The following is a 22889-nucleotide window of genomic DNA, read 5'->3' as shown; positions in this document are numbered from 1 at the left end:
TGGACTGCATATAGGAAAGCGGAGTTTTGGCACCTGTGTATGAGACAGCCTCATCTATATTACTTGTTTAGAATATCTTCGGCCTTCTTGTTAAAGTCATCCATTGTTTTTTGTACATCAGCACCGCCGCGGAAAATCTGTTCATTGCTCTTCAGGAATGTTTGCGCAATATTTTCAAATTGCTTAATAACTGGCATCGGCTGTGAGTTTTTCATCTGCTCGCCAAACACCTTAAGGTTTGGATCATTCTGCAGTGAAGGGTCTTCCCAAGCCTTTTTGTTAGCAGGCATAGCATTTACTGATTTGAACCAATCAAGCTGTGTTTCTTTTTTACTCATATAGGAAACAAACTTAAGGGCAGCATCTTTATGCTTTGTATATTTGAACACAGATAGATCAGAACCGCCAAGAGATGAAATGTTATTTTCCTTAGCCGGCAGGACTGCTGTAGCCCATTTACCTTTCAATTCAGGAGCCTGGTCATTTATAAGCTTTACCATCCAAGGTCCGCTTATGAACATTGGGACAATACCGTCCCCTTTAAAGGCAGCAACGGCGTCAAGACCAAGATCGTTCTTAGGAGCAGAGCCATTTTTAAAGAAACTATCCATATATTTAACTGCATCGACAAATTCTTTTTCATTGAATAATGTCTTTGTTCCATCAATTAATTTTGAGCCATTTTGGCGGGCAAGCATGAATGCAAGACTTTGCTCGTTAGCATCAATACTGATTCCATATTGATCTTTGCCGCGTTCTTTCAATTTCTTTGCTGCATCACTTAGTTCTTCCCATGTCTTTGGCGCATGGTCATAGCCTGCTTTCTTCAGTAAATCTGTGCGGTAGTAAAGAACACGGGTATCGATATACCAAGGAACACCGAATACTTTATTATCAACTTTAGTCGTCTCAACTGAACCATCAAAGAAGTTATTGGCAGCAAGATCCGGATATTTATCAGCTTCTGATGATAAGTCCATAAGAGATCCGGCTGAAGCGAATTCAGGAATCCATGTGGTTCCCATCTGTACAACATCCGGTCCTTGCTTGGAAGCTACAGCTGTCAATAGCTTGTCATGTGCTTTATCCCATGGAAGGGCTTGAACTTGTACATGGATTTTAGGGTTTTCTTTCTCAAAAGAACTGGCAATTTTCGGAAGTGACTTTGCTTCTTCCCCCATTCCCCAAACCGTAATGGTTTCTCCATCCTTACTTGATGAAGAAGAATTTGATGAACACCCGGTTAACGCACTGGAAACCACTATCGAACCTAACAGAGCTGCGGCTGCAACCTTTTTGTTTAAAAATTTCATTTTAATATCCTCCTATGTTTTTAGGCTTTTTAGTTTGGATCAATTAATAGAAAACTAAGAGTACTAGTTTATTGCAATGATAAAATTATCATTTAACTAGAATTGCTTCTGAAAATTGTTATCAGGAATTTTGAGTATATGATCCTTGGCTAAAAGATACCTCCTTATGTAGAAACGTTTCGATTCCAGTCAAAAAAATAATAACCTTTTTTTGAAGAAACGTTTCGAAAGAATAAAAAAATATAAAGATATTAAACCCGCAAAATGATGCGAAACGTTTCGATAACGCAATTATAAAATAAAGTGTAATCGTTTACAACAAATTTTTATTATTTTTTTCTGTGAGACTATAGCCTAAAGTAAAACTTATATTACTGGGTCTCCACTCCAATGAAAACGTTTCTATGATTTCGTTGACTAACGAAAAGAAAGCGCTTATAATCCAATTTATCAACAATCGAAACGTTTCTATACATTTACTAATCTATTAATAGATGGAGGAATAAAAATGGCAGAACAACGATTACAATCTCTTATTGAACAGATGACGCTGGATGAGAAGGCTGCACAGCTTCTTCAATTAGCTGGTCCCTTTTATAAAGGATCAAAGGATAAGGGGGAAATCACTGGGCCAATGGCAGAAATGGGAATTACCGATGAGCAAATCCAAAACAGCGGATCTGTATTGGGAGTTTCCGGTGCAAAGGATGTTATCAGCATTCAAAAGGAACATATGAAAACCAGCCGCCTGGGAATTCCTTTATTATTCATGGCAGATGTGGTCCATGGATATAAAACCATTTTTCCTGTTCCGCTTGCGATAGGCTGCTCATGGGATTTGAAACTGGCTCAAAAAAGCGCTGAAATTGCCGCGAAGGAAGCGGCAGTATCCGGTGTTCATGTCACTTTTGCGCCAATGGCAGATCTAGTCCGTGACCCTCGCTGGGGGAGGGTGATGGAAACCACTGGTGAAGATCCTTATTTGAACAGTGAATTTGCCAGGGCATTTGTAAGGGGCTTCCAGGGGGATAATTTACAAAAGGATCATCACCGGGTGGCTGCCTGTGTGAAACACTTTGCGGCTTACGGTGCACCCGAAGGCGGAAGGGATTACAATACAGTGAATATGTCGGAAAGGCAGCTTAGGGAATCTTACTTGCCAGCCTATAAGGCAGCGCTTGATGAAGGATGTGAGATGGTCATGACCTCCTTCAACACTGTAGATGGAATCCCTCCAACCGGAAACAAATGGTTAATGCGTGATTTGTTAAGAGGTGAATGGGAATTTGATGGCGTCATCATTTCTGACTGGGGAGCAGTCAAAGAGCTAATTCCCCATGGAGTTGCAGAGGATGGAAGCGAGGCAGCTGAAAAAGCAATACTGGCTGGTGTCGATATTGAAATGATGACGGAATGCTATGTGGAGAATTTAAAGGACCTTATTGAAACCGAGAAAATAGATGAGGCCATTATTGATGAAGCTGTTCTTCGTATCTTACAGCTTAAGGATAAATTAGGTCTGTTCGATAATCCTTATCGCGGTGCAGATGACAGGCTTGAACAAGAAGTAGTCATGAGCAAGGTTCATAGAGAAGCTTCAAGAGAGCTTGCAGTAAAGTCTATGGTTCTTTTGAAAAATGAAAATACACTTCCTTTAAAAAAGGAACAAAAAATTGCCCTGATTGGCCCATTTGGACAAAGCGGAGATATTTTAGGGCCATGGTCATGGATGGGTTCTAAAGATGAGGCAATTAATCTAGGGGATGGACTGCTTGATAAAACCTCAAATATTACTTTTGCAAAAGGATGCGATATTGAATCTGTTACCGAAAGCCAGCTGGAGGAAGCTGTAAATGCAGCACGGGAAGCAGATGTTCTTATTCTTGCTTTGGGAGAGGACTCTGAAATGAGCGGTGAGGCAGGCTGCCGTGCAGATATCCGCCTGCCGGAAAGTCAGCTGGTCCTTATATCAAGGCTTAAAAAGCTGGGCAAACCAATGGTGACTATTCTCTTTAATGGCCGTCCTCTGGATTTACACGGTGTTTTAGATCAATCTGATGCAGTTCTTGAAGCATGGTACCCTGGTACAGAAGGCGGTGCCGCGATTGCAGAAATACTATACGGCGATGCGAATCCGTCCGGAAGGCTCACAATGTCCTTCCCATATGCGGTCGGGCAAATCCCGGTTTACTATAATTCGTATAACACCGGACGGCCAAAGCTTGATCCGGAAATAAAGGAACGCTATTTATCCCAGTACTTGGACATACCGAATGAACCGCTTCTTCCGTTTGGCTTCGGCTTAAGCTATACCAGTTTTGCATATGACGATTATAAAATATCTTCTGATACCGTAACAAAAGAGAAGCCGCTTACTCTATCAGTGAGAGTGACCAATACCGGAGAAGCAGCCGGGGAAGAGTTAGTGCAATTATATATCCGCGATCTTTCAGGAGAAGTGGTCCGGCCGGTCAAGGAGTTAAAGGCTTTTGAAAAGGTAAGGCTGATGCCGGGTGAATCAAAGGAAGTCAGCTTTACAATAAGAGAAGAACAGCTTAGGTATTATCATTCAGACCTGCAGTTTACTAGTGATCCGGGAGGATTTGAAGCATTCATAGGCCAGGATAGCACGCGTGTAACTGCCTTTTCCTTTAAATTAGTCAAAGATAGTGAGGAGTTATAACATGACAGCCAGGAAAGATTCAAAGTTTCATATAAAAGCAGGAGATTATAGATTCACCTTCTTAAATACCGGGGATATTTTTGAAGCCGGCTATAAAAATATCATGCTCAACCAGCTGCTGGCGAATCCTATCGATGGTTCACTGAATAATCTTTATTTGCGCATTCACTCAGATCATAAGATTGAAGCCTTTCCGCTGCTTGGAGTACGCTCAAACAGCAAAGTGAGCTGCACCGATTATGGGGCAATCTTCCAGGGGAAAGTGAAGGAAATCGAGTATAAAGTTGTCTTTTCGCTGACAGCAAAGGGAATTTGGTTCTGGGACGTAACACTGAAGGGACAGGATGTACAAGCAGATGTTATCTGCGTACAGGATCTGGGCTTAGCTGATAAGGGTGCCGTACGTGCAAATGAGGCCTTCTTATCCCAATATATAGACCATAAGATATTCAATCATGCCGACAAAGGCTTCATCGTTTGTTCAAGGCAGAACCAGCCGCAGAATGGAATCTTTCCATATTTGCAGCAGGGAGCTTTAACAAAGTCAGCTGGTTATTCCACAGATGGTTTTCAGTTTTTCGGACTTTCTTACAAAGAAACAAATGAGCCTGAGGCATTAACAAAGCCAAAGCTTGCGAATGAGGTCTATCAATATGAATTTGCTTATACAGCCTTACAGTCAGAACCTATTACATTAGCCGGGGAAACTCAGTTTGTTTTCTATGGTTTGTTTAAGGAAAATCATGCTCAGGCTATTACTGAATTGGAATTCGAATCTGAGGTCAAAGAGGCCTGGGAAGCTGTTAAAGCACAGAAACAGGAAGAAATAACAGCCTTTGAACAGGTAAATCTGGCACCATCCTTTGGTGCCCCATTAAAAACTGTCTCCATGACCGCTGAGGACATAGATGGGCTGTTCCCAAACCGCCATCAAGAGGAACGTGATGGCGAAACAATGCTATCTTTCTTTACGGAGACTCATGAACATGTTGTCCTAAAAGAAAAGGAATTGATGGTGGAACGTCCGCATGGCCATATCCTTATGACGGGGAATAATGCACAGATGAAGGAAGATGTCTTAACCACTACCTCTTATATGTATGGCATTTTTAACTCTCAGGTCGTCATTGGAAATACCTCCTTTAATAAAATGCTGACGAATGCAAGGAATGCTTTAAACGTTGTAAAAACTTCCGGCCAGCGCATCTATGCAGAAATAGATGGAGTTTTCCATCTTTTGGCCATGCCGTCCATGTTTGAGCTGGGCTTTAACTATGCCCGCTGGTATTACAAAACGTCTGATGACATGTTTGTAATCACTAACATGACTGCACTTGATTCACCTGAGCTGAAATTAACCGTTCGTTCTGCAAGCGGCAGGTCTTACCGGTTTATGATAACCAATCAGGTTTCTATGAATAATAACGAGTATGAAACTGGGTTCAGTTATACAACGGATGGCCAGGTCATTACACTGCGCGCAGACGAACATTCTGATAGCTCGAAAACTTATCAAAATCTATGTTACCACTTGGAGATAACGGGCGCTGACGCCAAGGTTATAAATGATCAGCCACTAGCTGCTGAACAAGCTTATCGGGACGATGCATCCCTATTAATTCTCGAATTAGGACCGGCTTCAGAATGGGCACTGTCGATCCAGGGAAACCTGCATGGAGAAAAACAGCTCTTTACTACACTAATTGATATGGATGAGGAAATTAAAAAGTACCGGGAATTTTACAGAGATTTAATGAATGGATTCCAGATAACGCTCAATGAAAAAATGGAGAAATTCAATGATCTTGCCTGGTGGTACACACATAATATGCTAGTCCATTACTCTGTTCCGCACGGACTCGAGCAATATGGCGGAGCAGCCTGGGGTACAAGGGATGTGTGCCAGGGGCCATCTGAATATTTCCTTTCAACGCAAAAATATGAATCTGTGCGTGAAATCATTAAGACTGTTTATTCTCATCAATATGAAGATGATGGGAATTGGCCGCAATGGTTCATGTTTGATCAATATTACCGGATCCAGCAGGAAGACAGCCACGGGGATATTATCGTCTGGCCGTTAAAAGCTTTGAGTGATTATCTCGAGACTACAAGAGATTTTTCCATTCTCGGCGAAACGGTTCCATATACAAAGAAAGGGAGTTTCGACTTTACCGAAGAACCAGTTTCCATCCTTGAACATGTGAAAAAGGAAATTGCCTATATCAAGGACCATTTTATTCATGATACGTTCTTGTCTTCCTATGGGGACGGAGATTGGGACGATACCTTGCAGCCAGCGAATGCCAACCTGAAAAAGTATATGGTGAGCGGCTGGACCGTTGCCCTTACATACCAGGTACTGAATCAGCTGTCACAGCTTCTGGCAGATACAGAAGCGTCTGAAGCACTGAATCTGCAGGAGTTAGTTAAAGGCATTGAAGCTGATTTTAATAAATATATGCTAAGTACTGATGTCCTTCCTGGTTTTGTTTATATGGAGAAGCCCGGAGAAGCCGAACTGATGCTTCATCCAAGTGATGAGAAGACAGGCATTCAGTATCGCCTCCTGCCTATGAATCGGGGTATTATTTCTGAGCTTTTATCCCCGGAGAGTGCAGAAGCTCATTATCGGATAATAAAGGAAAAACTGTACCATCCCGATGGGGTCCGCCTGATGGACCGCCCTGCTAATTATGCAGGAGGAGTCAGCACGCATTTTAAACGGGCAGAGCAGGCATCCAATTTTGGGCGTGAAGTCGGTCTTCAGTATGTGCACGCACATATCAGATTTATTGAAGCAATGGCTAAGCTGGGGAAACCCGAAGAGGTCTGGAGGGGGCTGGAGATCATTAACCCAGTAGGAATCCAGGAGGCCGTGCCGAACGCAGAACGGAGACAAAGCAACACTTACTTCAGCAGCTCTGATGGCAAGTTTAATACACGCTATGAGGCACAAGAGCAGTTTGAACAGCTTCGTCAAGGAAGTGTTCCTGTAAAGGGAGGCTGGCGCATTTATTCGAGCGGACCAGGAATTTACATGAATCAGCTGATTTCACATTGTTTAGGTGTACGCCTGGCCGGAGAAGATTTAATAATTGATCCAGTACTTTCCCAAGAACATGACGGGCTTGCATTCTGTTTTGCTATAGCTAATCAGCATGTAAAGTTCATCTATCATGTCGAAGGGAAGCCTGTGAGGCGTGTTGTAATAAATGGCCGTGATGCAGCAATTGAAGTGATTGGGAACCGTTACCGCCAAACTGGAGTCAAAATTGCAAAGCAAGTGCTTCAGCAGCTGTTGTTGGCAGATAGAGAAAATACAATTGAAATATATATGTGAGAAAGGCCGGCGGTCACTTATTGACCGTGGCTTTTCTTATTTTCGTATACGTATTCTCTGGACTGATGTATTTCATCTGTAGGACGACGATATATATAATAGCTATAAATATTGAATTTCAACCATGTATAATAATTATATGAAGAGCTGATAGGAGAGAGGGAATTGGTTAGTATAAAGGATATCGCAAAAAAGGCTGGTGTATCGATCTCAACTGTTTCATATGCACTAAATGGAAATCCCAAAGTAACAGAAGAAACGGCGGCAAGAATTATAGCGATTGCGGATGAGTTGAACTATATTCCGAACGCAGCCGCCCGATCCCTAAAAAAGCAGGAAACGAAAATTATCGGTGTTTTCCTTACAAATTATGGAGGCGCTTTCTATGGAGAGCTATTGCAGGGGATGCAGGAAGCCTTGAGTTTAAAAGGGTACGAGCTGATTGTCTGCACCGGCTTAGAATCACACCGCTTTTTGCCGGAGAGGATGATTGACGGGGCTATCATCCTGGATGCAACCTTTTTAAGCGAAGAACTGATTTCCTATGCCGAACGGGGACATAAGTTAGTTGTGATGGACCGGGAATTAAATCACCCTAATATAAATCAAGTGCTCCTAGATAACAAAGCCGGTGCTACTCTTGCAATTGATTATTTGATAGAAAATGGCCATCGGAAAATTTATGCTGTTACAGGACCGAACTACACATATGATTCCAATCAGCGCCTTCAAGCTGCAAGACAGGCGGTAAAGCGTTATGATCATATACAATTCACTGAACTCGAAGGTGATTTTAATAAACTAAGCGGAGAAAAAGCTGCGGAACAAATTGCTATGGAGTATACCGGACCGGCAGCAGTATTTTGTCTTAATGATGAAATGGCAGTAGGCATGTATAACTATTTAGCTAAAACAGATCTCAATGTAGGAAAAGACATCCACATTATTGGGTTTGATAATATTGAAGTTGCACAGTATATAAGGCCGCGGCTTGCGACTATTGATTATTCAGAACGAAAGTGGGGGGCTTTAGCGGCTGAACACCTTCTTAAATTACTAGCCGGAGAAACAGTGGAGAATGAACGCATCTATGTATCCATGATTCCTGGAGATTCAGTTAATCAAAGTTAGGCAAATACTATTAAAAAAATCTGCTCCCTTTTGCGGGGAGCAGATTTTTTGTATATAGCTGCGGGCCATATCCCAAATGTCCAAGGTGCGCCTGGCTTATTTGGATACAGGTGCAGCATTATAGTATTCTTCCAGTGTAATTCCGCGGGCCGCGATTTCTTTGCTTATCTTCACGCCAACGTATCGGATGTGCCAGGCTTCGTATTTGTAGCCCGTTATATTCTGTTTCCCCTGAGGGTACCTGATGATGAATCCGTAATCGCCGGCATGTTTGGCAAGCCATGCGGATTCGGGCGTCTGGCCGAAGCAGTCCTGGGCAGCGCATTTGCCGTCAAGAGTTCCTACATCAATAGCAAGCCCTGTTTCGTGCTCGCTTGTTCCGGGCACTGCACTGTAAGTCTTAGCTTTCGCGATGCCGTCTTTTTTTACATAGCTGTTAAATACGGCAACCTGTCTGGTATGAGAACGATAAGCTGAAACGCCTGCAAGATTCATGCCATCGGCTTTTGCAGCCTTAAACATTTTTTCAAGGGCTTGGGCGGCTTCTTTGCGCATCATGCGTTTTTCGATTTTTTCTTTAAAAATGAATGGTACATTAGGATACACGAGATCGGCTGGCTCATAATTGTCAGGCAATAAATTGCTTTTATTCACTAAGACCTCAATGCTGCTGGGATGTGCAGAAGCAGTAACGGCTTTGTGCTGATCATCTGAGCTGCTGTTATTTTGTTTTGTACTGTCATTGGAAGCTGTTTTCCCTGAATTGTGGGATTGATGTTCCTTAGGTGTGTCCTTGGCATCCTGGTTTTTGTCATTTGCAGAGCATCCTGCAGAAAAAAGGATGACTGAGGATAATGCTGTTGCGGTTAATACGTTTCTAAACATGTAAATAAGCCCCCACTTGAAACTTTTTGAAGGACAAAATGCTTGTCCTTTATGAATTATACACTAGATAAAATAGGTTACATGCTTTTATATCATATATCTTCGGGGAATTAAATGGAAAGTACTTAGGCCCCGAAATTTTTGAAAAATGCATGTCTTCTAATAATTTAAGTGTCAGTAAAGTTAGTTGTTCAGCCGGCATTGTGGAAAGTGACATATTGTGGTACATTAAAGGTAATGTTTAATGGTTATCAGGAGGTGTCATGCATGCATGCATTAATAGTAACACTTTTAGTTATTGTTAGTATCGCCCTTATCATTTGTGTACTTCTGCAATCCGGAAAAAGCGCGGGATTGTCAGGTGCAATAGCCGGTGGCGCAGAACAGTTATTCGGCAAGCAAAAAGCCCGCGGACTTGACTTGGTTCTTCACAGAGCAACAGTCGTTCTTGCTGTATTGTTCTTTGCTTTAGCATTGTTAGTGACCTATTTCCGAGTATAATGTAGTGAAGATGCCTGGCTGATGTTCAGCCAGGCTTTTTTTCTTACCGTCTTTGGCTGCCCGGCAGGATTCCCGCTCTCGGGTCCGCTTTACGCCTCTGTGGTCTCCATTACCCATTCCTTGCCCGCGCTAATCCTCATTAAATCAAATGCAGCCTCAGGTCTATGGTTGTTAATGGAGCGACAAATAGCACCTGTAAAGGAAGAGTGATGAGCTATTATGGAGAAAGACATTCTCTTTAATGCCTTCAAATAGCATGCATGCGGTTTTTTTGGTTTAATAGGAAATGAGATGTTAAATGGCTGGATACATGGAGACCATAAAAGTATACATCCAGAAAGCACCCGGCTGCTTCATAAAAACGAGGGAAGCGCGTTGCCGCAGGGCTTTAGGGGATTTAATCAAACGTTTGATTAAATTTGGTTTTTCCTTGCTGACAAATTTCATCCTGATTCCGGAATAAAGGGGTTTTATATAATGAAAATTAAATTGCCTCAGCCGTTTACCTTTGAAGGAGGAAAACGGGCTGTCCTTTTGCTTCATGGTTTTACCGGTAATTCTTCAGATGTCCGCATGCTGGGACGCTTTTTGGAAAAGAGGGGGTATACCTGCCATGCTCCTCAATACAAGGGGCACGGTGTACCGGCAGAGGAGCTGGTAGAAACCGGACCTGCCGACTGGTGGAAAGATGTGATGAGGGCGTATGATTTCCTGAAGGCAAAGGGACATCAGGAAATTGCTGTAGCAGGCTTATCGCTTGGAGGCGTATTTTCCCTCAAATTAGGTTACACTGTACCTATAAAGGGTATCGTACCCATGTGTGCGCCTATGTATATCAAAAGTGAAGAGACCATGTATAAAGGAGTTTTAGCTTACGCCAGAGAATTTAAAAGGCGGGAAGGAAAAACAGCTGAAGAAATCGAAACAGAAATGGCGCGGTTTGCCGGAACACCGATGAAAACATTGAAGGCGCTTCAGGAATTGATCTCAGATGTCCGCGGTCATGTGGATCATATATATGCTCCCGTTTTTGTGGCACAGGCAAGGCTTGACGAGATGATCAATACAGACAGCGCCAACATTATCTATAATGGGGCAGAGTCTGATTTAAAGCGCATTAAATGGTATGAAGAGTCAGGGCATGTCATTACCCTTGATAAGGAGCGGGACATGCTGCATGAGGATATCTACGGATTTCTTGAGGAACTGGATTGGTCTGAGTGACGTATAAAACATGTACATGGGTAAAAATAATAGAATAGATTGTTTTTTCAGCAAAGGAGGTTTTAATCAATGGAAGAAAGCATCCGTAAACATATGGATAAGCTCCTCTCTTACATGAAAGAGGAAGCGTATAAGCCTTTGACGGTCCAGGAGCTTGAAGAGGCGCTTGGGATTGAGGATTCTGCCGATTTCAAGGATTTTGTTAAAGCGTTAGTTAAAATGGAGGAAAAAGGCCTTGTGATCAGAACACGAAGCAATCGATACGGCCTTCCCCAAAAAATGAACCTGGTCCGCGGCAAGCTGTCCGGGCATGCAAAGGGATTTGCCTTTGTAACCCCTGAAGACCAGCCTGGAGCGGATGATATATTTATCCCGCCGACAGAAACAAAGAATGCCATGCATGGAGATATCGTGCTTGTGAGGGTTTCCTCGGAGAGTTCCGGATCAAGAAGAGAAGGCGCTGTTGAAAAAATTGTAGAGCGCGGAATTAAAGAAGTCGTGGGTACATATTCAGAAAGCAAGCATTTTGGGTTCGTCATTCCAGATGATAAGAAAATCGCCAATGACATATTCATTCCGAAAAATGCTTCAGCCGGAGCTGTTGAAGGACACAAGGTTGTGGTGAAGCTGACTTCCTACCCCGAGGGCCGGACAAGTGCCGAGGGTGAAGTCATTCAAATCCTGGGCCATAAAAATGATCCAGGGGTCGACATACTTTCAGTTATCCATAAACATGGCTTGCCTCTGGAGTTCCCTGCAGATGTCATGAAGCAGGCGAATGAAGTGCCGGATACCATTGAAGAAAGCGAAATCGGAAACAGACGGGATCTCCGGAATGAATCCCTTGTTACGATTGACGGGGCAGATGCAAAGGACCTGGACGATGCCGTCACTGTTACCGTGCTTGATAACGGAAATTATAAGCTTGGTGTCCATATTGCCGATGTGAGCCATTATGTGACGGAAAACTCGCCGATTGATAAGGAAGCATTGGATAGAGGAACAAGTGTATACCTTGTTGACCGTGTTATTCCCATGATTCCTCATCGTTTATCAAATGGCATTTGCTCCCTTAATCCAAAGGTAGACCGTTTTACCTTATCCTGTGAAATGGAAATTACGTCTTCAGGGCAGGTTGTCAGCCATGATATCTTTGAGAGTGTCATTAAGACTAAGGAACGGATGACATATGGAGATGTGAATAAAATACTTGTCGATAAAGATCAGGACCTGATGGACCGCTATGAGCCCCTTGTTCCAATGTTCCAGGATATGGAGAAGCTTGCACAGATTCTCCGGAAAAAACGGATGGAACGCGGAGCGATTGACTTCGACTTTAAGGAAGCGAGAGTAGTTGTAGATGAAGATGGGCATCCAAAGGATGTAGTTCTTCGCGAGCGTTCTGTTGCGGAGCATTTGATTGAAGAGTTCATGCTTGCCGCAAACGAAACGGTTGCAGAACATTTCCAGAAACTCAAAGTTCCGTTTCTGTACCGGATACATGAAGACCCGAAAGAAGAGAAGCTTCAGCGTTTCTTCGAGTTCATCACCAACTTCGGTTACATTGTCCGCGGTTCTGCAAGCTCCGTACATCCAAGGGCGCTCCAGGATATCATAGAAGCTGTTTCAGGAAAGCCGGAGGAAATGGTAATATCCACTGTCATGCTCCGCTCGATGCAGCAGGCGAAATATGATCCTGAATGCTTGGGTCACTTTGGACTTTCCACGGAATATTACACTCATTTTACTTCACCTATCCGAAGGTATCCGGATTTAATCGTTCACCGGTTAATCAGGACTTATCTAATAGAAGGAAAAATGAATGAAGCGACAAAAGCAAAGTGGAATGATCTGTTGCCGGGCATTGCTGACCATACTTCCAAGCGCGAGCGCCGTGCTGTCGATGCTGAGCGCGAAACGGATGACCTGAAAAAAGCAGAATACATGCTGGATAAGATTGGCGAGGAATACGATGGAATCATCGGTTCTGTAACTAATTTCGGAATGTTCGTCGAGCTTCCTAATACGATAGAAGGCCTTGTGCATGTCAGCGCGATGAGTGATGATTATTACCGTTTTGATGAGCGCCAGCTTGCCATGATCGGGGAGCGGACTGCTAAGGTATACCGGATTGGCGATGAAATTTCCATCCGGGTGTCCAATGTGAATAAAGATGAGCGTGCCATTGATTTTGAAATCATCGGGATGAAAAATATCCGGCCGCGTTCAACAGGTGAAAAAAGGATTTTCAAGGCTGCTCCAAGCGACAGAAAACGCAGAAACGGGCGTAATGATGACCGGAAAAGCGGAGGAAGCAGCAGGGGAAGGAATGAAAAGAGCGGGGATAGTTCTTCTTCAGAAAGAAAGTCCAAGAAAAAGAGAAAGTTTTACGAAAATGCACCTGCAGCAAAACGCAAAAAGAAGAGACCAAGAAAGAGATAAAAAAGCGGGTAAAGTGAAACAGCCATCAATGGAGTTCTTTCTTCATTGATGGCTTGGTGAACAAAATGGGTTTTTACGGCAGTCAGGCTTTTGCGATCAAAGCGCGGGCCTTGCTTCTGTTAAAACCAATTTATCTGCTTCTGTTTTTTGATGAGGGGGAGACAAGAGATGCCAAAAGGTACTGGCAAGCAATTAGCACAAAACAAAAAAGCGTATCATGATTATTTCATAGAAGAAACGTTTGAATCCGGGATTGTCCTGCAGGGCACTGAAATCAAGTCCATCCGTGCAGGGAAGGTTAATCTGAAAGATTCTTTTGCTAAAATTGAAAGAGGAGAAATTTATCTCCACAATATGCATATCAGCCCATACGAGCAGGGAAACAGGTTTAACCATGATCCGTTAAGAACAAGAAAGCTGCTGCTGCACAAAAAGCAAATCAGTAAGCTGATTGGGGATACCAAGGAAACCGGGTATACCATTGTCCCATTAAAAATTTATTTAAAAAATGGCTTTGCGAAGGTTTTAATTGGCCTGGGCAGAGGTAAAAAGCAATATGACAAGCGAGAGGACCTGAAGAAGAAGGAAGCTAAAAGAGATATCGAACGCGCTTTCCGCGACAGGCAGAAGATGTAGGGATTAGCAAGACCTTACAATTGAATTTCTCAGCGAATCTGTTATAATAAGTTATGTACCGATGACAACTGAATATCAGCACACCAGCTGACTATTCACTTTCTCGTACGCTCCATTTCTATTATGGGGACGTTACGGATTCGACAGGGATAGTTCGAGCTTAGGTTGCGAGTCGAGGGGATCGGCCTCGTTAAAACGTCAACGCCTATAACTGGCAAACAAAACAACAACTTCGCTTTCGCTGCTTAATAACAGTCGATAGCGGTTCCTCCCTCCATTGCCCATGTGGTAGGGTAAGGGACTCACTCTAAGTGGGCTACGCCGGATTCCACCGTCTGAGGATGAAGGAAGAGAACAACCAGACTAGCTGCTCTGACGCCTGTTGGCAGGCATAAGATTCAGCGAAACATCAATATGCCGACTACACTCGTAGAAGCTTAAGTGCCGTTATGTCTGGACGTGGGTTCGACTCCCACCGTCTCCACCAAATACATATTTGGTGGTTTTTTGTTTTAAATAATTTTCAGCACTGCGGAATATTCGTGCTTCAAAACTCTTTGACAATTTTATGTTTAATGATATGCAAAAATGCTCAGAGTTTTATGGCTCTGAGCATTTCTTTTTTTATTCTGTGAAGCGACCCCGTTGTTAAACCGAGTTGATTGGAGTGTAAGGTGCGAGACTCCTGTGGGATTAGCGGGAAGGTGAGACCCCGCAAGCGCAGCTGAGGGGCTCACCGCCCGCCCCGCGGAAAGCGAGCATCCTGGAGCGGAAATCAACCCCTTGTTCCATAGCAACAAAGTTTACGAAAACAGCCTTTTATTTAGAGGTTGTTCAAAACGGAGAAGAATTGTTAATCAGATTTTTATTTCTATTGTAAAGATATTTGACATGAACACAAGGGAGGAAAATGGAACATGCCGCATCCCAATCGGAGTTTACCATCACCCGTACCCTCAATGCTTTTGGCGAGAAACTATGGCGCACCGAGGAGAAGGAACTCGCCGACTTGCTGTCATCGACACCTATGGAGACTATTTCCTTAGACGTTCGCAAAGGCGGACGCTGCCGCTACGCTAATTCCACGAACCCACGGGTTAGTTATTTTTCTTGATTTTTTCTCATTATTGGATTGGCAGATTCTATCCCTTTTTATCTCTCCTATTTGTGATTTAGTTTAATTCAAGATGCGTTTTTTATATGTCCGCTTGGCAAGGAGATAAGCAACAATGGTAATGCCTAAACACCATGCGAGGGCAATCCAGATATTGTTTCCGGCAGATTGATTATTGAGCAGGGCACGGATAGTGTTGACAATAGCTGTGACGGGCTGATTTTCAGCGAAAATACGTACAGCTGCAGGCATAGAGGAAGTTGGGACAAAAGCCGAGCTGACAAAGGGTAAGAAAATTAGAGGATAAGAGAAGGCTGACGCTCCGTCCACCGTCTTGGCAGATAGGCCTGCAAGGACAGCAAGCCAAGTCAATGCAAGAACAACGACTAAGAGAATTCCAGCAACTCCCAGCCAATCAAGGATATCAGCAGATGATCGGAAGCCCATCACCCAGGCAACCAGTACAATCACAACAATTGAGATAGCATTAGACACTAGCGAAGTCAAAATATGCCCCCAAAGTACAGCACTTTGTGAAATCGGCATAGAGTGGAAGCGTTCAAAGATCCCTTTAGATACATCAATGAAGAGACGGTATGATGTGTAGGCGACCCCGCTCGCAATCGCCTGGAGCAAGATTCCTGGCAGCAGGTATTTTACGTAGGAAGCACTTGTGCCTGTATGCATAGCTCCGCCAAAAACATAGACAAACATGAGCATTAAGGCAATCGGCGTCACAGCCATCGTGATAATAGTATCTGCACTGCGGAAAATATGCTTCATCGAGCGACTCGCCATGGTTGCAATATCATGAAAAAAGTAATTAGTCATTGTTTGTTTCTCCTTTCTCACCGGTCAAGTACAGGTAGATTTTTTCGAGTGTAGGTTCTTTTCTGACGTATTCGACTTCTGCCTCAGGCAGCATAGCTTTCAGCTCAGCAAGAGGAGCATTAGCGATAAGTTTCCCTTTGTGAAGAACTGCAATGCGATCTGCCAGTGCTTCTGCTTCTTCTAAATATTGTGTTGTCAGGAAAATAGCTGCCCCCTTTTTATTAAGAGCACTCACCAATTCCCAGACTTCGCGACGGACTTTCGGGTCAAGGCCTGTAGTTGGCTCATCAAGGAATATCACAGCTGGTTCCCCGATAAAGCTCATGGCCAAATCCAAGCGGCGCTTCATACCCCCAGAATAAGTGGCAGCCTTACGATCTGCAGCTTCTGTCAAGTCAAACTTCTCTAACATTTCTTGAGCAATAACTTTAGGATGTGACAGATGACGGAGCCTCGCCATCATGATGAGATTTTCACGGCCGGTCAATATTTCATCAATTGCAGTAAATTGACCTGTGAGCGAGATTGATTTTCTCACATTATTCGGACTTTTTAGCACATCAAAGCCATTTACAATTGCTGTCCCTGCTGTCATTTCCGATAGAGTGGCAAGAATTTTGATTGTGGTTGTTTTTCCTGCTCCGTTTTCACCGAGGAGAGCGAAGATTTCTCCATTTTTTATTTCAAAGTCCAAACTTTTGAGGACTTCTTTATCCTTGAAAGATTTGATAAGACCTTTGACTTCAATAATATTTTCAGTCATTTATCATATTCCTTTCTGCCCTTTGATACAGAGCAAACTCGGGGGGATATAGGGTTTGCTCCGTTAGTGCCGGTGCCAGGTGAAAATCCGCCAGTTTCTCGCCGTTAGCCGCGGTCAATAGTATCATTCAGCTTCGAGCGGTATTTGTCCTTCCAGGTTTTCGTGTCCTTCACTAGTTCGTCACAGAATGCCGCCACGTCCTCACCTGTGAGGTCAGTGACTTTCTTGCCTTCCGCTGCACCTTCTTCGAAGAGATCGAGAATGCCTCCAAAGATACGGGTGACGTCACTCCAGTCGGTTGGGCCTCCAGCGGTCCACATATATTTTTTGATAGCGTTGTAAGCGTTGCGGTACTCACTTGGAAGTGCCTTCCCCCGAGCCTCTAGCTGTTTCCATTCACGCTTGTCATCCAGACTTCCGATAATTTTTTTAATAATACTCATTTTAGTTCTCCTTTTAATTTTATTTTAGTTTTGAGTTCGTTTATTTTACTCGATACAAAATCCCATTTTTTCCAAAATAATTCAAGCTGCTCTCGACCTGCTGTGTTGAGTGTGTAAAATTTTCTGGGCGGTCCCATGGGGGATGGCTTTTTCTCTATGTTCACCAGATTGTTTTTCTCAAGCCGCATGGTAATCGTATAAACTGTACCTTCAACCACGTCAGTGAAGCCAAGTTCCCGCAGCTGCTGAGTGATTTCGTAGCCGTAAGTTTCACCACGGCTTATGATTTCAAGCACACAGCCCTCAAGCACCCCTTTCAGCATTTCTGTAATATTTTCCAAATTTCTTCCTCCATTTGTAGTTCACTTAGTATTTTTTTAGTACTAAGCAGCACAGGTATTTTGTGACACTGATATTCTGTATTACTTACTACTAGTATATAGTATTACCGAATAGTGGTGATTGTCAATACATTTTCGCTAAAAAGGCATAGGTGTTTTTATCAAATTTAGCAGCTCAAACTTTAGTCAATTTTAAATGAATGATCTGCAAGAGTTACTTTTAAAAAAATTTAAAGGGCTTTGTTGATGGACAATATATTTTACTGCCTTTCCATTTTTAGTGACAAACCAGCAAATTAAAAAGGAGCGGAAATAATCCGCTCCCTCATGCTGCCCATTTTTGCCGTACACTGGATCTCAATCGTGCTGCGTTTTTACTAAGTTTGTATCCTGCTTTGCACATTAGTTAAGCGGGAAAACCATTAAATAAATCTCTGCCCGATGCGAGCAGTTTTTCTGCCTGGGCAAAGGGAAGGGGTTTGCTGAAAAAATAACCCTGCATTTGGGTACAGCCTATAGAATACAAGAATATTAGCTGATCGAGTTGTTCGACGCCTTCTGCCACGGTTTTGATTCCCAAGCTGGCAGCCATCGCGGTTATGGCCTTGACAATGGCTTCCTGGTTGGAATCAAGCAGGATATCCGCTATAAACGATTGGTCAATTTTCAGTGTATGGATATGAAAGCTCTTCAAATAACTTAGGGAGGAATATCCGGTGCCAAAATCATCAATGGAAATCTCGACGCCGATTGACCGCAGTTCATTCATTTTATGAATGATATCCAGCACATTTGTCATGGCGGTGCTTTCAGTAATCTCTATTTTCAGCTGGCTCGGATTCAGACGGTTTTCCTGAAGCAAGTCCATTAATTGCTTTACGAAGGAGGCTTCTTCAAATTGCCGTGCCGATACATTAACAGAGACATATAGATTGCTGTATCCTTTTAGTTCCAATTCCTTGATTTGCCGGCATGCTGTCTGGAGAACCCATGCTCCAATGTGGAGAATCATACCCGTTTCTTCTGATAATTCGATGAATTCAGATGGCGGAATGAAACCAAGAGAAGGATGCTGCCACCGGATCAGCGCTTCAAATCCTACAATCCTGCGTTCCTCAACATTCACGATTGGCTGATAGTGCAAAGAGAATTCGTGATTAGTTAAAGCTCTATGAAAGCTCTGGCCGATTAAAACTCTTCTTGTCAGGCCAGTTTCCATTTCCTCCGTATATAGCTTGAAGTTATTCCTGCCATTGCCCTTTGCCTGGTACATAGCCTGATCAGCCCGCTTGATAAGATGTTCAGCCGTCTGGCCGTGATCAGGGAAAAGACTGATTCCAATGCTGGCAGTCAACAAAAATTCCTGGTCACGAAGCAAAACGGGTTTTGAAATGACACTGAGGCACATATCGGCAATTTCATAGGCTTCTTTTAAATCGATATCATCGAGAATTATAGCGAACTCGTCACCGCCCTGGCGTGATAGCGTATCTTGTTTCCGTAAACAGCCTTTTACCCGTCCGGCTATGACTTGGAGCAGCTCATCACCAAGGTCATGGCCAAGCGAATCATTAATAAATTTAAAATGATCCAGGTCAAGGTACATAAAAACAACTTTTTCCTGCTTCAGCTTCGCCTTTGCAAGGCTTGATTCGATTCGCTCGCTGAGCAGCCGCCTGTTTGGAAGTCCAGTCAATGTATCGTGGTACGCCATATGATGCAGGTGTTCTTCAGCCATCTTACGCTGTGTTATATCAATGACCACACCTTCAAAACGGACAATTCGGCCAATGTGATCACGCATGGGAATAGTATGTTCACTTATCCATTTGACAGTTCCATCCTGATGAATGATCCGATATTCGTATTCAAGTGAAGTTCCCTCATAAAGCGCAGCTTGTTTCCGGGTAACCATACCCATATCCTCAGGATGAATGAATTCCCTCCACAGAATAGGATTCTTTATGAATTTCTCTTGAGAGAGCCCGAATATTTTTAAGCAGGCAGGAGAAATATTTAATAGCCTTTTCATGCCGAGGTCAAATGACCATAAGCAAATATCCACACTATTAAATATGCTTTCCATTTGGCTGCGGGATTTTATTAATTCCAGCCTGGTCTTTTTTATTTCTGTAATATCCTTAGCTATTCCGATTACTCCAGTGATTCTGGAGTTGTTAAAAATAGGTAAAGCAATCACGCATAGTTCTTTATATTGCTTGTTTTTTGTTTGAATGGACGTGTAAAATCTTTCCTGATTTCCCTTTAAGGCACTTTTAAAATACTGAAGGGTATGATCAATCTGATTTTTCGGTAATATCGAAACAAAGGACATAGAAAGTATTTCTTCCCTCGAATAACCAACGAGGTTAACAGCTGAATCATTAACAAGTAAAAACTTCCCTTCCATATCGAGCACGTAGCCCGCTTCAGGATTATAATTAAAAAGAGATTGATAAACATCAAATAAATGATCTGATGGCATTGAATCGTTAGCAGTCATGTGGTCGCATCCTTTACAGTATTTCAATGTGTTTACCCGGTATTGAAAGCTTGTTGTTAGTGGGTCCTATAAAATAGGCTTTGTTAACGTACGTTGATGGTTTTTGGAGTGCAAGACGTTTGGGCGGCGTGAACGCTTGGTTAACGCCGCTTGAGCCTTCTGGAGCGGACATCAGCGGGCAAGTTTAACAAAGCAATAAAATGAAGAATATATAAATTACATAATTTAAGTGGTATGACATACTATTTTCCTATTTTTGGTTCACTTTATTACTTATCTAGTAGTATCGGCCATTCTTTCTTATTTTGAATAATTTTTATTGAACCAAATATGGATGGCGAGGTTATTATTAACCAAAAAAAGCCGTTCGTGATAATCACGAAGGCTATTCAGCAGTGCATGCATATATGGGCATCGGTTTAACTTGCTGGTGTTTAATGGACTCTTTCAGCAGATTCACTTCCGAATGTATGAGTGATTTAAGCTTGTCCGGCATATCATCGATTAAGGATATCTCTTCGTTATATGTTTGTAAGAGACCCTCAATTTCCCATTTGGCATCCTGCAGCAGGCTTGAAAGTATGGAGGTTTCTTTTTGAATGCGAAAGCCGGCTTTCCCGGCAATATTCTTAATATCCTCAGGTGTAAATAGTGTCCGCACATTAGATTCACTATCATTCTTAAAGCTTTCATACTGTGCTTGTATGAGAATCGCCAGAAGATGGGGGTATTGCTCTATCGAGGTAATTCTTGCATCCCACTCTGCAAAGCATAGTTGTTTTCCCCACTTTCTTGTCCGTTCAAGTACACTCGAAAACTCCCGGGATGTCTTGAAATACCAGGAGCAGTGTGACAGGATGATAAAATCAAAATAGTTATCCGGAAAATCGATGCCGGGTGATAATACATTTGTTTCAAAGTCGAATGCGATCCGGTCCCCAAGAAATGACTTTTTCAGAAAATCAGCAGAGGCCCCAAGTGTGGCCGGCGCCCCGTAATCAGGGGAAGCGATGTCAATTGCGTGCACAAAGCCTGTTTCCCCGGCAAGATAGGCAAGTACTGCTGTGGTATCTCCCTGACCGCAGCCAATTTCGAGCAACCGGCTGCCTTCTTTTATTCCCCAAAACTGAGCCAGTTTAATACGGTGCTCTGTCTGGACTTTCTGTATATCTGATTTTGTGAGCATGCATTTTGTGATTTTATCCAGTGTGTTTTGCTCCATTACATCACCTCTTCTGTATTTTGCGACATTAAGATAGTTCTCGAATAAAGGGCTTGATTCCTTTTTTTGTCCGATTAGTAAATGGGTGCCGCCCAGAATTTGTGGCCGGGCCAAACAAAAAATAAACGGAGGCGATTAGATGAAAGGGGATGGAAGCGGAATGGTGAAATTAAAGGTATATGAGCGGAGTGACTTTCCGGCGCTCCTTCAGTATGTCCTCCCGGAGGAACAGGCTATATACACAACTATGCCCGCTGTTGCTGTAGAAGCTTGTAGGGAAGGTGAAGATAAACTGGCTGTACTTATTACTGAGGATGAAAGGCCAGCTGGTTTTTTTGTTTTAGATTATGGATCAGAGTCGAATATTTATACAGGGAATGAAGAAGCGGTAATTTTCAAATCCTTTTCCATTGATCAGCGCTATCAGGGAAGGAAAGTGGCCGTGCAGGCGCTGAATTTATTACCTGAATTTATAAAAAGGGCTATTCCTTATAAAAACGAAATTCTGCTGACAGTACATCATACGAATGTGCCGGCCCGGAATTTATATAAAAAGTGCGGATTTAAGGATAAAGGAATAAAATTCGCTGGAGAGTCCGGAGAGGAGCTTGTTTTTCACCAATCATTAGATGCCGCAAAAGTAAAAATTGGTATAAAAATGGAATTGTAATGTGATAAAATTAGATAATTAAATGTTGAGAGGATGATACGATGTTTAAGAAATTAGCTGCCGATGCACTGGGATTATCGGATATAGGAACAATCATTGCCCCTGCGGATTACGATAAAACAGATGCTGACGATTATGTTATGCATGAAGACAACGAGAAAATATACTTCTTAATCAAAACTAAGGCGGATGAATACTGTTTTACCAATCTTGCAATCATCCATGTAGATGGTGCGAACGCTGTGTCATCCAAAAGAGTGCTGAAGCGGTATCCTTATTTCCAGCACAAAATTTCTAATGTGTTTCTTGAAACTGCAGGCAAGATTGATATGGATGTTGAAATTAAGTTCATGGCCGGCAATGAACAATTCGACATAGACGTCCGCAAAGACCAGATTGAACAATTAAAGGATCTCTATAAATCACTGCTCCGTATTTCTGAATTATCATATGAAAACAGTCTATTTATTGATATGGCCTCCCAAAGCCTGGACAAAGCTGTGAACATCCTTCAAAACTCAAGAACGGAGGATCTTAAATTGGCAGATACATATAGAGACCTGACTGATTTTGGCTTTACCTGGATGACAAGTGTCCATGAACAATATCATATCAAGGATTATGGAGAAATTTTCGAGAAATATATCAATAACTAAGTAAAGGCTCTTTTCTAATAGCAACAAAGTTTACGAAAACAGCCTAAGTAAAAAGAAGCCCATTCCAGCAGGATGGGTTTTTTAGTCATGAAACAAGTGTTATGTAACATTAAAAACTGAAGCTGCTTTGCTTTTTTATTAACCCTCCTGATGTTATTATAATATTTAAATTATATAATCAATTAAAC

General features: G+C 42.6%; 17 protein-coding genes and 1 other RNA gene. 10 read left to right on the top strand and 8 right to left on the bottom strand.

The genetic code is table 11. From position 1 onward, the window contains the following. Positions 1–59: 59 nt before the first annotated feature. A complete protein-coding gene (locus BIV59_RS17880; protein WP_071352816.1) occupies positions 60–1313 on the bottom strand; it encodes a sugar ABC transporter substrate-binding protein in 1254 nt (417 codons plus the stop codon). A gap of 508 nt (positions 1314–1821) precedes the next feature. Between BIV59_RS17880 and bglX the strand changes: the two genes are divergently transcribed. The 3 genes from bglX to BIV59_RS17865 all read left to right on the top strand — a co-directional run bounded on the left by bglX (position 1822) and on the right by BIV59_RS17865 (position 8470). Continuing rightward, positions 1822–3996, top strand: a complete 2175-nt coding sequence (bglX, locus tag BIV59_RS17875; protein ID WP_071352815.1) for a beta-glucosidase BglX — start codon at positions 1822–1824, stop codon at positions 3994–3996. 1 nt (position 3997) lies between these two features. After that, complete coding sequence (locus BIV59_RS17870; protein ID WP_071352814.1) at positions 3998–7339, top strand: GH36-type glycosyl hydrolase domain-containing protein; 3342 nt, start codon at positions 3998–4000, stop codon at positions 7337–7339. Positions 7340–7504: 165 nt separating this feature from the next. Then, a complete protein-coding gene (locus BIV59_RS17865; RefSeq protein WP_071352813.1) occupies positions 7505–8470 on the top strand; it encodes a LacI family DNA-binding transcriptional regulator in 966 nt (321 codons plus the stop codon). Between the two features lie 96 nt (positions 8471–8566). Here BIV59_RS17865 and BIV59_RS17860 read toward each other — a convergent pair whose 3' ends face one another. Then, positions 8567–9355, bottom strand: a complete 789-nt coding sequence (locus tag BIV59_RS17860; RefSeq protein ID WP_071352812.1) for a M15 family metallopeptidase — start codon at positions 9353–9355, stop codon at positions 8567–8569. 267 nt (positions 9356–9622) lie between these two features. Between BIV59_RS17860 and secG the strand changes: the two genes are divergently transcribed. The 5 genes from secG to ssrA all read left to right on the top strand — a co-directional run bounded on the left by secG (position 9623) and on the right by ssrA (position 14645). Continuing rightward, positions 9623–9856, top strand: coding sequence for a preprotein translocase subunit SecG (gene secG / locus BIV59_RS17855; RefSeq protein WP_071352811.1), 234 nt, complete (start codon positions 9623–9625; stop codon positions 9854–9856). A 477-nt stretch (positions 9857–10333) separates the two neighbouring features. Then, positions 10334–11080: an alpha/beta hydrolase gene (locus BIV59_RS17850; protein ID WP_071352810.1), complete on the top strand. Its 747-nt coding sequence runs from the start codon at positions 10334–10336 to the stop codon at positions 11078–11080. 69 nt (positions 11081–11149) lie between these two features. Then, positions 11150–13522 (top strand): ribonuclease R, encoded by a 2373-nt coding sequence (gene rnr / locus BIV59_RS17845; RefSeq protein ID WP_071352809.1) that lies wholly within the window; start codon positions 11150–11152, stop codon positions 13520–13522. 168 nt (positions 13523–13690) lie between these two features. Then, positions 13691–14158 (top strand): SsrA-binding protein SmpB, encoded by a 468-nt coding sequence (smpB, locus tag BIV59_RS17840; RefSeq protein WP_071352808.1) that lies wholly within the window; start codon positions 13691–13693, stop codon positions 14156–14158. Positions 14159–14283: 125 nt separating this feature from the next. After that, positions 14284–14645, top strand: a transfer-messenger RNA (tmRNA) gene (gene ssrA / locus BIV59_RS17835). A gap of 690 nt (positions 14646–15335) precedes the next feature. Here ssrA and BIV59_RS17830 read toward each other — a convergent pair. The 6 genes from BIV59_RS17830 to BIV59_RS17805 all read right to left on the bottom strand — a co-directional run bounded on the left by BIV59_RS17830 (position 15336) and on the right by BIV59_RS17805 (position 21375). Next, entirely contained in the window at positions 15336–16103 is a 768-nt protein-coding gene (locus tag BIV59_RS17830; protein WP_071352807.1) for an ABC transporter permease, read from the bottom strand. Beyond that, the gene (locus BIV59_RS17825) at positions 16096–16866 is read right to left on the bottom strand and encodes an ABC transporter ATP-binding protein (RefSeq protein ID WP_071352806.1); all 771 of its coding nucleotides are present in this window, start codon (positions 16864–16866) and stop codon (positions 16096–16098) included. The genes BIV59_RS17830 and BIV59_RS17825 overlap by 8 nt, the downstream gene beginning before the upstream one ends. Positions 16867–16970: 104 nt before the next feature. After that, entirely contained in the window at positions 16971–17309 is a 339-nt protein-coding gene (locus tag BIV59_RS17820) for a DUF1048 domain-containing protein (RefSeq protein WP_071352805.1), read from the bottom strand. After that, positions 17306–17650: a PadR family transcriptional regulator gene (locus tag BIV59_RS17815; RefSeq protein ID WP_071352804.1), complete on the bottom strand. Its 345-nt coding sequence runs from the start codon at positions 17648–17650 to the stop codon at positions 17306–17308. Before BIV59_RS17815 ends, BIV59_RS17820 begins: the two co-directional genes overlap by 4 nt. A 406-nt stretch (positions 17651–18056) precedes the next feature. Continuing rightward, positions 18057–20153 carry a sensor domain-containing protein gene (locus BIV59_RS17810; protein WP_071352803.1) on the bottom strand — a complete coding sequence of 699 codons (2097 nt, stop codon included), beginning with the start codon at positions 20151–20153 and terminating at the stop codon, positions 18057–18059. Positions 20154–20538: 385 nt separating this feature from the next. Next, entirely contained in the window at positions 20539–21375 is an 837-nt protein-coding gene (locus tag BIV59_RS17805) for a class I SAM-dependent methyltransferase (RefSeq protein ID WP_071352802.1), read from the bottom strand. 139 nt (positions 21376–21514) lie between these two features. Here BIV59_RS17805 and BIV59_RS17800 point away from each other — a divergent pair, with 139 nt between their 5' ends. Both BIV59_RS17800 and BIV59_RS17795 read left to right on the top strand, forming a co-directional pair. Next, positions 21515–22045 (top strand): GNAT family N-acetyltransferase, encoded by a 531-nt coding sequence (locus BIV59_RS17800; protein ID WP_083392245.1) that lies wholly within the window; start codon positions 21515–21517, stop codon positions 22043–22045. 41 nt (positions 22046–22086) lie between these two features. Further along, positions 22087–22701, top strand: a complete 615-nt coding sequence (locus tag BIV59_RS17795) for a PH domain-containing protein (RefSeq protein ID WP_071352801.1) — start codon at positions 22087–22089, stop codon at positions 22699–22701. Positions 22702–22889: the final 188 nt, after the last annotated feature.

The organism is Bacillus sp. MUM 13, from assembly GCF_001866725.1.
Classification (GTDB): Bacteria; Bacillota; Bacilli; order Bacillales; family DSM-1321; genus Peribacillus.
The sequence above is the reverse complement of the archived record's forward strand: the minus strand, read 5'-3'. Positions and strand labels throughout refer to the sequence as shown.